8 protein-coding genes and 1 other annotated feature are annotated in these 11,789 nt (G+C 52.6%); of the genes, 1 reads left to right on the forward strand and 7 read right to left on the reverse strand.

Annotation, left to right across the window (positions count from 1 at the left end; genetic code table 11):
• Positions 1–40: 40 nt before the first annotated feature.
• The 3 genes from E6W40_RS28015 to E6W40_RS28025 all read right to left on the reverse strand — a co-directional run bounded on the left by E6W40_RS28015 (position 41) and on the right by E6W40_RS28025 (position 3,787).
• The gene (locus tag E6W40_RS28015) at positions 41–697 is read right to left on the reverse strand and encodes a VanZ family protein (protein WP_136608844.1); all 657 of its coding nucleotides are present in this window, start codon (positions 695–697) and stop codon (positions 41–43) included.
• A 102-nt stretch (positions 698–799) separates the two neighbouring features.
• Positions 800–1,435: a beta-phosphoglucomutase gene (gene pgmB / locus E6W40_RS28020; RefSeq protein WP_136608845.1), complete on the reverse strand. Its 636-nt coding sequence runs from the start codon at positions 1,433–1,435 to the stop codon at positions 800–802.
• Positions 1,436–1,465: 30 nt separating this feature from the next.
• Positions 1,466–3,787 carry a glycoside hydrolase family 65 protein gene (locus E6W40_RS28025; RefSeq protein ID WP_136608846.1) on the reverse strand — a complete coding sequence of 774 codons (2,322 nt, stop codon included), beginning with the start codon at positions 3,785–3,787 and terminating at the stop codon, positions 1,466–1,468.
• 212 nt (positions 3,788–3,999) lie between these two features.
• Positions 4,000–4,303 (forward strand) — a binding site (T-box leader).
• Positions 4,304–4,455: 152 nt separating this feature from the next.
• On the opposite strand from E6W40_RS28025, the gene trpS reads away from it, so the two are divergent.
• The gene (gene trpS, locus E6W40_RS28035; protein WP_136608848.1) at positions 4,456–5,478 is read left to right on the forward strand and encodes a tryptophan--tRNA ligase; all 1,023 of its coding nucleotides are present in this window, start codon (positions 4,456–4,458) and stop codon (positions 5,476–5,478) included.
• A 182-nt stretch (positions 5,479–5,660) separates the two neighbouring features.
• On the opposite strand, the gene E6W40_RS28040 is transcribed toward trpS, so the two are convergent.
• The 4 genes from E6W40_RS28040 to E6W40_RS28055 all read right to left on the reverse strand — a co-directional run bounded on the left by E6W40_RS28040 (position 5,661) and on the right by E6W40_RS28055 (position 11,726).
• Positions 5,661–6,917, reverse strand: coding sequence for an SGNH/GDSL hydrolase family protein (locus E6W40_RS28040; protein ID WP_136608849.1), 1,257 nt, complete (start codon positions 6,915–6,917; stop codon positions 5,661–5,663).
• Positions 6,918–7,001: 84 nt separating this feature from the next.
• The gene (locus E6W40_RS28045; RefSeq protein WP_136608850.1) at positions 7,002–8,591 is read right to left on the reverse strand and encodes a response regulator; all 1,590 of its coding nucleotides are present in this window, start codon (positions 8,589–8,591) and stop codon (positions 7,002–7,004) included.
• Positions 8,592–8,606: 15 nt separating this feature from the next.
• Positions 8,607–9,953, reverse strand: a complete 1,347-nt coding sequence (locus E6W40_RS28050; protein ID WP_136608952.1) for an ABC transporter substrate-binding protein — start codon at positions 9,951–9,953, stop codon at positions 8,607–8,609.
• 48 nt (positions 9,954–10,001) lie between these two features.
• Positions 10,002–11,726, reverse strand: coding sequence for a sensor histidine kinase (locus E6W40_RS28055; RefSeq protein WP_136608851.1), 1,725 nt, complete (start codon positions 11,724–11,726; stop codon positions 10,002–10,004).
• Between the last annotated feature and the right edge of the window lie 63 nt (positions 11,727–11,789).

The raw sequence follows: 11,789 nt of genomic DNA on the forward strand, positions 1-11,789 counted from the left end.
ATGGACGTAGAAAAAAGAAAAAAAGCGGCTCGCGGCCGCTTCATTCCATTTCATGCAACTTTAACGAGACAGAGGGAGGGCCAGGATCCAATTCAGCATGATGCTCGCCTTCACTCTTTTTGATATCAGGCACCGAAGTAGCTTGCAGCACCCTGAGCACCCCATATCCCAGCACGCCTCCTGCTGTATTCATGATCAGGTCATCGACGTCAAAAGTTCCGATAAACAGCAGCAGCTGCGCCGTTTCCAGCGCCAGGCTGACTCCGAACGAAATCAGCAACACCTTCAGCACCGGCATGGACCGGAATCCGCATACCAGCGGTAGCAGGAAGCCAAGCGGCATAAAAGCGGCGATGTTTCCGAAAAAGTTGATGAAACTGGACGGACTCCAAAGATTGCGAATATTCCCAATAATCTCATGCATAGGCACTAGATTGCTCATCATCCGCAGATGCTGCAGGATGCGCTCCGGATGCGTGACGCTCTCGGTCAGCTGCCGCAGGTAAAAACCAGGGCTCGAGCCTCCAAACTTGAACAAAATGACCTTCACAAGCACATATAAATAAACGATAAACACAAGGATCAAGCCCAGCTTGACTGCCATGCGTATGGAATGGCCCGGATCGGCCGGACCGGAACCGGCTTGGTGTCTTCCGGATCGGCTCCGGTCCGGCGGAACATGATCATAAGAATTCATAACAGATTCTCCCTTAACATGCTATTTTGCTTACATGGTTAAGGATAGCCTGAAGGTCTTTGATATTTCTCAATAAAAAATAAAGAAGTTTAAAGAATCGCTTTATTCCACCAAATCGATCAGTCCGGAAACGACCCGGTCCGCTTCACTGAGAATCTCGGGACGGCCGATGCCGACAACGCCGCAGCCTGCAGCCTTGCCCGCCTGCACGCCGGCAGCCGCATCCTCGAATACGACACAATGGGAAGGGTCAAGCCCCAAAGCTTCGCATCCCTTCACGAATACCTCCGGGTCTGGCTTGGCCTTGGACACCCTGTTGCCGTCGATCACCACATCGAACAGGGAGGCGATCTGCAGCCGCTCCAGGATGAATTCCGCATTTTTGCTGGCCGAGCCAAGCGCGATGCCTACGCCCCGCTCCCTGAGCCCGGTCAAATACGGTCTTACGCCCGGAAGCAGCTCCGATTCGTCCAGCTGCGAAATGTACTTCACGTAGCGGTCATTTTTTTCCTGCGCCATACGCAGCTGCTCCGTTTCCGTGGCCTGCACGCCGCCGATCTCGAGCAGAATTCGCAGCGACTCCATCCGGCTGACGCCCTTCAGCCGTTCATTATGCTCCTCCGTAAACTCGAATCCCAGCTCCTTCGCCAGCTCGCGCCAGGCGAGGAAATGGTATTTGGCCGTATCGACGATCACGCCGTCCAGATCGAAAATAGCGCCTTTCATATGCTCCAGCATGTCTAATCCTCCGCTTTCTAAAGTTGTTGGTTAACTTCCCGCCTTGACGGTTGTTGTCTTCAGCATCGGTACCTCCACGCCTGCCATGCCGATCTCGGCGTTCTCTCCGTATAATCGAATCGCCACGTGGTCGCCCTCAGTGACGCGCACACGAACGCGCTGCTGGTCAGCTTTAATCTCCAGGACGCTGCCCCGATAGGTCATGTTAAAGCTGTATTCATCCCAGGCTTGCGGTATGGACGGGGCAAGCGCCAGACCCTCACCGTCGGAGCGAAGGCCTCCGAATCCGTAGACGATGTTCATCCATGCAGCCGCGATGGAGGTCGTATGGAGCCCTTCCCGGGTGTTCCGGTTATAGTTGTCCAGATCAAGTCTCGTAGCAAACTCAAAGAAATGGTAGGCTTCCTCATGCCGTCCGATCTCCGCCGCCAGGATGGAATGGATCGACGGGGACAGTGAGGATTCATGAATGCAGCGCGGCTCGTAATACTCGTAATTCACCCGCTTGGCTTCGGTCGTATACTCGCTGTTGTACAGGAACATGAACATCAGCACGTCCGGCTGTTTAATCATGTCGTAGCGGTACAGCCGGTCATACGACCAGTGGGAATACAGCGGAAATTCCGTTACCGGGATCGAATGGATATCGATATGCGGCATGTCGAAGAAGCCGTCATGCTCTTCGTAAATGCCGGTCTCCGCATCGTATGGGATTTTCATGTTCTCGGCCAGCCGGGCCCAGTTTTCAAGTTCTTCTTCACGCAGCCCCGTCTTTTCCGAGACGGCATTCAGTGCTGCTGGCGCTTCCGTCTTCATTTCTTCGAGCAAGGATCGGGTATATTCGAACAGCTTTTTCGCCATCAGGTTGATATAGCAGTTGTTGTTCACCATGAGCTGGAATTCGTCCGGTCCCATGACGCCAAAATAGCCGTATTGCCCGCTCTTTTGTCCCCACTGCCCGCGCGTCGCGTAGAAACGGCTGATTTCGACCAGCATTTCGGCCCCTTTTTCGTACAGGAAAGCTTTGTCAGACACAATGCGGTCGTAGTGCCATAGGCCGTAGGCAACCGCGGTGCCCACATGCAGCTGAAGATTGGAATGCTGCCACAGATCGCAGCTCTCGGTTCCGTCGATGGTCGCAATCGGGTAGAACGCCCCCTCGCAATCGACCTCGCGGGCGCGCTGCTTCGCATGCTCCAAGGAACGGTAGCGGAATTCCAGCAGGCTTTTGGCCGCTTTCGGATTGTTGAACAGATAAAACGGCAGGCAGTACGTTTCCGTATCCCAGAATGCCAGGCCCCGGTAGGCCTCACCCGTCAGCCCCTTCGCGCCGATGTTGAAGCCGGGATTGTCGCCGTGGTACGTCTGGTACATTTGGAATATGCAAAACCGGATGCCCTGCTGGTTCTCGGGATCCCCTTCGATCCGGATATCCGAGGTCCGCCAGATTTCTTCCCAGTACGCCGCCTGCTCACGGCTTAACTCGTCGTAGCTTACTTCTGCCGTCTGTTCCAGCAGCGCCTGACCCTCATCCCAGACAGCGGCATCCGGCTCTTCGCAGGTGACGAACGCAGCATTCACGGCCACCTTATCCACAACCGCCGCCTGCCCTTGCTCCACATGAAGCGTCAGCTCGGTACCTGCAAGATGCTCCTGCTCTACCGGTTCCGAACGAACAACCTCCGCGCCCTGCGTATGGAGCGTAAAAGAGGAATAGAGGCGGTTGCCCGTGTTAGCCGTTCTGCCGAGCATCGCTGCGCCGCTCCCGGCCTGCTCCCGGCGAACTACGGACCAGAACCCTCGCCCTTGATCCTCATGCAGCGTATTGAAATCAAGCCCGGAGCGGATCTGCACCGTGCCCGAAAAATTAAGCGGCGTAATGGTGATCCGCTGCGCCCCGACATGGGATCTTGTCATGCTCACCAGCCGTTCGAAGCGGATTGCGAGCTCTTTTCCATCCTTCACATGCCATACCAACTCGCGCTGGACCGTTCCCTTGCGGAAATCAAGCACGCGCCGGAATCCGGAGAAGCGGCTTTGAGCCAGATCGAGCTGTTCACCGCCCACCGTAATCCGCGTATACAGCCAGTCCACCGCATTGACCATGAAGCGCAAGGAACGGATGGTGCCGCGGTAATGACCCTGTACCGGCATTTCTTCATACAGTCCGTTAAAATAGCTGCCCAGCAGCGTGTCTCCTCCGTATCCTTCCTCCGGATACCCGCGGACGCCCATATATTCATTCCCCAGCGCGAAAATGGATTCGGACACCCGGCCTCGCTCCGGATCAAACCCTTCCTCCACAACCGACCAGGGATCCACCTTAAAGTACTTATCAGCGACTTTTGCCATTCCATTCTCTCCCCTTCCCATCAATGGGAAGCGTCAGCCCCGTCTCCTCTGCTCTATGGGGCGGCTAACGCTCCTGCTTCAAGCATAGCGAAAAGAAAATAGGTGCCCAATGTGCAGTGCTCAGCCTTTTATGTGCATTTGTACGGATTCGCCTGTGCAGGCAAAAATCACGCCTATTCCCTTTTGCAGCGGGATGCGTTACAATAATCCCCATATTCACGATGATGAAGAAGAGTACGCGGATCAGGCGTCTTCAGAGAGCCGGCGGTTGGTGCAAGCCGGTGACGACATGCGCGGAAGTGGGCTTCGGAGTGACCGGTCTGAACGTAAACCGCGGGTAGCTGCGGTTGAAGCCAGTAGGACAGGCGGCATTTCCCCACCGTTAACCGGGGCAGGGTATCGAGGAAGACCTTGGGATCAAGGCTGGAATCCGTACCTGATGAGCAGGGCTTTCATTTCGATATGAAATGGCGGCCAAACAAGGTGGCACCGCGAAGTTACAGCTTCGTCCTTGGAAAGTGATGTACCGGAGTGAGAACCTCCGGCAATCGCTTTTCACAGGACGGAGCTTTTTTGTGCTCTAGATAAGGAGGTGATGGCCATGGATGATGGCTGGTGGTGGCGAGGCGAAGGGACACATAACCATTTAAAAACCTGGAGGGATACCAATGACAACAACATCTATTCAACCGAAGCAGGAAATTGTGCTGACCGGAGACCGGACAACCGGAAAGCTTCACCTGGGCCATTACGTCGGCAGCTTGAAGAGCCGGGTACAGCTCCAGCAGCAGTATGAGACTTATATTATGCTGGCCGATGTGCAGGCTTTGACGACTCATTTTCACAACCCCGGCCTGCTCTCCCAAAGTGTGCGCCAGGTGGCGCTGGACTATCTGTCCGTCGGGATCGACCCGGAGCGCGCAACGATTTTCGTACAATCCATGGTACCGGAAATTGCTGAGCTAACTATTTTTTATTCCATGTTTGTCACTGTGAGCTCGCTGCGGCATAATCCCACGGTGAAGCATGAAGCGCAGGAGCGCGGATACGAGGATCTGTATTACGGCTTTCTCGGATATCCGGTCAGCCAGGCCGCGGATATTACCTTCTGCAAGGCTTCCCTCGTTCCAGCCGGGGAGGATCAAATTCCCCATATCGAACAGACTCGTAAAATCGTACGCCGTTTCAACGAGCTCTACGCACCCGTGCTTGTTGAGCCCCAAATTCTTGTCGGCGAGCGGCTGGACGGACTTGATGGCGGCAGCAAAATGAGTAAGAGCCTTGGCAATGCCATCTGTCTGGATGCATCCACCGAGGAAGTGCAGACCCAGATCCGCCGGGCCAAGACCGATCCTGGTCGTATTCACAAGACGGATCCCGGCAATCCCGACATCTGCACCATCTATGGCTACCACTGCATTTTCCGCAAAGAGGGCAGCGGAGAAATCCGGGAGAACTGCATGAAAGGCACCATCGGCTGCGCCGCTTGCAAAGCGATGATTACGGAAGTTCTCGAAGATGTCCTGAAGCCCATCCGTGAGCGGCGTGAACTCTACAAGCAGCGCCCCAAAGATATCGACGATATGCTTATGGCCGGCACCGAGAAGGCGCGGAAGGTTGCGCGCCAGACGATGAATGAGGTACGCGAGGCCATGGGGATGAACTACTTTTCCATGACCAGTGAGCAGTAAGGAATGCTGAATTGAAGCGGCCGACTCCGAACAGTTAATTCAGCCTTAGATGTGTTAGGAGGGATGGGAATATGCCCTCCTCCACTTTTATTCATCTCAACGGAATGCAAAAAAACCAGCTGTCCATCGGCCTCTTAGACCTTTGGACAACTGGTTTTTTACTTTTCACTGCACTGCTTATATTATGGATTAATAAATGCTGTTCTCAGGTTCGGTACGTATTGCACATCAAATCCTAGGCCCGACGCCAGCACAGCGATCGGCACGTACGTCTTTGATTCCTTGCCCACCTTGTTCAGGAAAGCCGCTGCGTCAACAGGCACCGCCTTGCCGTCCACTGTTACTGATTTGGAGCCGATGGTAATAACGACCGTGTGGCCATCATGGGTAATCGTGGCGCTGGATGTTTTGTTATCCCACTTCGATGTGGCGCCGATCGCATCAACGATGTCCTTGATCGCCACGAAGTTCAGGTTCTGGCGGATCACCGGCTTATATGGAGTGTTCAGCTCTTTCCCTTGAACGAAAATCCCCATCGGTGTTCCTGCTTCATGCACCGCAAGCTTGGTATAGCTTCCCCAAATGACTTCGGAGAACACTTTGGCCATCGCTTCATAGCCAAGCTGGTTCGGGTGAATATCGCGATCCTTGATGATATGAGTCATTGTGCCTTCCCCGCCGATGAATTCCTTGGCGACATGTGCTACCTTGACATTCATGCCCTTCGTTCCAAAGTCCGCTGCCATCTTATCGATCACGCCGGTAAATGATTCAGCCACCTTCCCGAGCTTCGGATAGAGCACACTGTCTGCAATTTCCGGCATCGGCTGGTATTGATCCGCAACGACAATCAAGGCATCCGGGTTCAGCTCATGCAGATCGGCAACGACCACATCCATGCTGTCTGTGTACAGCTTGAACAGCTGTTCAACACGGGTTTGCAGTTCAGTTTCGCTCAGCTTGCCCGCCGTATTAAGCAGCTCTGACATGTCGTTTCCACCAATGGTAATGGTAATCGCGTCTGCAGCGGTAAGATCCGATTGGGTCTGCGCTGCCGCGGCGCCGATCTGTGGTGTGCGCGGGTCTATCAGATTCGGCTGGATTTCATCAGCCGTGATTGCCTGGCCCTTCTTCACCGCTTCCACGAAGTTCTGAAGCCCGCCGCTTTTCAGACCGGCAATCCCCACATTCACTGTGGATGTATTTCCATGCAGCAGTCCCTGCTCCTGCAATCGGTCGACGAACCCGTATGGCCGCTCCGTCTCACTCTTACCTGGTTCATAGCCCACCGTCAGTGAGTCGCCTAACGCCACAATACGGTACGGCTCCTTACCGGCCGTTTGCACATCCGGCGCAGCCGATGCAGCCCCAAGCAGCATGGAGGACATCACCACCGCTGCGGAAACAGCAGATATGTACTTTTTAAAAGAATTCAGCATTTCATCACTCCTTATCACAAATGAAAGCCCTTCGTACCTTCAGGTACAGGGCTCTCTCTATTTTACCATCTTCTGTTAGCAGGGTTAACCTGTTTCTTCGCGAAATTCGGATGGCGTGCGTCCCGTCGCTTTCTTGAACACCTGCGTGAAATATTTCGCGTCCTGGTATCCGACCAGCGGTGCAATCTGATACACCTTGACGCTTGTATTCTTCAGTATATACTTGGCCTTCTCCATCCGGCACTGGGTCAGATATTCAAGGAAGGTATAGCCGGACATTTGCTTGAACAGCGTGCAGAAATGGCTGATGCTCAGGTCCACCACTTCTGCAACCTCTTCCATGCTCAGATCCTTGTGATAATGGTTCGTAATATAAGCCTTCGCCTTTTCGATCAGCGAATGACCGTCCTCCTTCACCTGACTGCGGAGGCTCTCATTCATCTGCCGCGCGAAGGCTCTTTTCAACATTCCGATCAGTTCATTCAGATTTCCCGCTTCATGCAGATCCTGAATCAGGCCATCCAGCGGCCATTCGGCAAGCAGGTTCGCATATTCCAGATGCCTGTAGAGGACAACCGCAATTTCCACAAGCAGCCGCTCCGCCGCCTCCTTGGCAAAAGCATGCTGCTCAATATACAACTTCAGCTCATCAAAAAGCGAAGCCATCCGCTGCGAATCCAGCGTTCGGACACTTTCCATAAGCGCGGCTTCCAGATGTTTGGGGTATTTCATTTCTGCAGGCTGCGGTTCATTTCCCATATCACCCTGGTCGATGAATACCCCTTCCTGCTCGGAATAAAAGCGTTGATAAAGTGCCCGTGTAGCACTCTGATACGCCATGCTCAGCTGCCCGATCCCTTTGCTGCTGCGGCTGATACCCACAGAGCAGCTCAGCTTGGAATACCTTTTGATCTGGTAGATCAGATCGTTGCCAAGCTTGGCTTTTTCCGGCTTAAGATTTTTTGGCAAAAGGATAATCCATTCGCCGCTGTGAAAAGGGAACACCGTCAATCCACCATGCTGCAGGGACCATTCCTCCAAAATATTCCGGATGGCAAATAGCCATAGGCGCTTCTCATCCATGAGCCACTGCTCATTCAGGCGCAGAAAATGGTCCAGCTGCACGACGGCCATAAAATATTCCTGCTCCAGTTCACTATTCTCCATCCACTGCATATACGTGAGCGGCCGGTCATTGCCTTCAATCCACTCCGAAAACATTCGCTCCCGCGCCATTACCGACAACACATGCACGGAATGAAGCAGCTTGTCGTTCTCGGTCTGGGCATCCAGATGCGCAGCAGCCCGCTGGAGCATGCCGGTCAGTTCATCGTGATCAATGGGCTTCAGCATATAATCGAAGGCTCCCTGTCGAAGTGCCTCACGCGCATACTCAAACTCACCGTAGCCGCTGATGACGATAAAGACCCGTTTCGGATTGCCTGTCAGTACTTCCTTCATCAGCGCAATGCCATCCATCCCGGGCATACGGATATCGCTGATAACCATATCCGGTGAGTGCTCACTGATGAGCTTCAGCGCACCTTCCCCGTTTCTGGCAGTTCCGGCGACTTCTAGTCCCAGCCCCTCCCAGTCGATGGCAGCCTGTAGGCTGCGCAGGATCATCGGCTCGTCATCCACGAGAATGACTTTATATTTGGCTGATACTCCCATCTTCTTACCCCCTGTTCATTTCACGGTGGAGCTGCGCCGCAGGTTCCAGTATTGTTTCAGGGCATCGTCCATTCTATCAAGCGCATCCTTGGCCGTGATTTGACGATTTATCATTTCTTCAACAACGGCCAGAAACGATCTCTTCACTTCAGGCGACAATATATTGTCATACGGCACAAAGGTCTGCGGATTCTGTTCCATAAGGCCCGTAACCTGTGTAAAAATCGGACCTGTCTTCTCTGCGTCGAAATGGATCCTCATCGATGGAATTCGAAGACCTTCATAAACGATCTGCTTCTGCACGTCCTTGGAATAAAAGACCTGCATCAGCTCAAAAGCTGCCTTCTTCTGCGCCTCGGTCAAATTGGATGAGAGCCCGATCCCGAAGGTATATCCCCCGGCAATAGCTCTCTCTCCACCTGGATACAGGGCCGGAAATGGAATGACCCCCACCTCATTTTGAAAATCAGAAGGAGCCTTCTCATTGTGAAACAATGTGATGTCCCAATTCCCGTTCAAATACATCGCAGCCTTTCCGTGCGTGAACAGGTCGATAGCCTCTTCTGTGGATAGGTCATTGGGGGATGGGCCGAAGGCTCCTTCTCTTCCCCATTCCTCAAGCTGCTGAAATGCCTTTAAATACCCGCTGTTCTGGAAGGCTGCCCCGCTTTTCCCCTGAACGATATCATCAATCGTCTGCGGATTGCTGTAACGGTCCATCAGATAATGGGCGAACACTGCAGCAGGCCAGCGATCCTCATTACCGAGCGCAAACGGAGTATATCCATTCTTCTTCAGCACCTCTACCGCCTCATTCAGCTGGCCGATCGTTTCGGGGAGTGCCAGCCCCAGCTTATTGAAGATACTCGTATTCACGTAAAGCGGCTCGGCGTTGCCTTCAATCGGCAGACCATAAATCCGGTTGTTAAAGGTCCATAGCTGCAGGTCCTTGAATTCCTTCTCCAGATGGTTGCTCTTCACAAAATCCGTCAGATCCATCAGACGATTCGAACGGATATATGGCTCGATCTCAGCCCCGCCAAACAGTACGAACATATCCGGTGGTGTACCGGTTACCATTTCGCTCTTCAGCTTCTGCTCCCGGTGAATCGTCTGGTCCATCCCCTCAAAATTGACCTTCACATTGGGATGGGAGCTCTCGTACTGACGGACGATATCCTCGAAAATATTCAGCATAGGCCGATCATGCTCCGTTATCCAGAAATGGCGGAAGGTGAGCGTGATTTTCTCGGTCGTATCCTCTTCAATCGCATTATGGTTGCCCCTTGCCACCAGCGTGACGGTGACAGTTAATACCGCGGCATACAGCAGAGCCCAGCTCCAGTTCAGCCATTTTTTCATACGTAATTTCCTCACGGCCTATTCCCCCTTCTCACTCGGCTGGTCAATTCATGGCATAATTTTGGGCAGCCTGATACGGACGGTTGACCCAAAGCCTGGAGAGGAACATATGAAAATGCCGTAGCGGCCGCCAAAACGGATGCGGAGGCGTTCATGCACATTTTTCAATCCAACGCCGCTGTCGCGGTACTTCTTCACGCCGTTTGCGTTCCCGTCTCCCAGTTGCAGAAGCGTTGTCTGATCGAATCCCGGACCGTTGTCGGTCACATCGATGATGATGTCACTGCCGGCATCCTGCGCCACAATTCGGATATAACCCTTTTCCTCCATCGGTTCGATCGCATGGTACAGGGCATTTTCAACGATCGGCTGGACAATCAGCTTTTGCGTCATGAAGCTTTTCAGGGATTCAGGCAGGTCGATCTCGTATTCGAAGCGGTCCTCGAAACGGTATTTTTGTATATTCATATAATGGCGGACATGCTCGAGTTCCATATTCATAGTAATAAGCTCATGATTCTCACTGATGCTGATCCGCAGCAGCTTGCCTAGGGAGATGACCATTTTACTGATATCCCGGTTGCCAGCCAGCACGGCCATGGAATTAATGGATTCCAGCGAATTGTATATAAAATGCGGGTTGATCTGGGCGACCAGCGCCTGCATCTCGGCTTCCTTTTTACGTGTTTGTTCCGTCTCCACCTGCTGGATAAGCTCTTGAATCTGCTGACTCATACGGTTGAAGCCGTCGATCAGCAGGTCTGTTTCGTCAAAGCGCTCAACATGTGACTGGATCGGCACGAAGATCCCCTGCTTTACCCGCTTCATGCCGTTTACCGCGCTGATAATGCTGCGTACAAGCCTCCGGATAAAAAACTGGTCGAACCATAAGGCCGACAGCAGTGAGAACAGCACCAGAATAACGGCAATGTTCCGGATTGATACGGATTCAGAGCGGATCAACTTGAGCGGGGTGACGGCGACCAGATACCACTGATCATTATGTGATGGAAGAAAGGTAATCAGTGACCTTTCATGCTGATAGCTGTCTACATAGTAATCCTTCTCTTGATGGAAGCCATCCGATAAAAAGGGGAAATTCACCTTCTCACCAATATGTCCGCCGGATTTATTGAATACGATGCTGCCCTGTTTATTGACGAGCAGTATATCACCGCTCTTCAGCGTGGCGGATTCCCAGAATACCTGATCCAGAATATCAGGCTTCACGTAGATGACGAGGTAGCCGATATCCTCCAGCGAATAATAATCCTTGATGATGCGGGCATGAATCATGACCGGCTTGCCAGTCTCGGCAGAGCCATTCTCCCCCGGACCAGACCATACCGGCCTGCCTTCTGCCTTTTGCATGTCGTCAAACCAGACCTGATGCTTCATATCGGTGTAAGACAAAGGAGCATTGTATTGATAGATGAGATTGGTTTTCGAATAGAGACTGAATGAAGTAATCATCGGATGATTGATAAGCAAATTATTAATTTCCTGCTTGCGGTCATAAGTCATGATGGAGTCTTGATTTTTTAATGCCTGCTGGATCGCCGGCTGCGTGATAGCCGCATTCGAAATCGAGTTAATCTCATTCAGCGCAAACTTCAGCTTCCGGTCCGTCTCCAGTAGAGATATCCAATAAAAGTTATTCGACTTCTTCTCCATCGCGCTCGAAAAATTATAATAAGAGACCACTCCCATTACGATAACGGGTATAAACACAAGAAGAATAATAGCAAGCAAGATTTTACGGCGGAGCTTCATCGCATGTCCTCCTGCGCCCTGATCTGTGACTTTACTCTATTATTCTTCATGATGTTTATAATT

Source organism: Paenibacillus dokdonensis, assembly GCF_004916975.1.
GTDB lineage: Bacteria > Bacillota > Bacilli > Paenibacillales > Paenibacillaceae > Paenibacillus_AQ > Paenibacillus_AQ dokdonensis.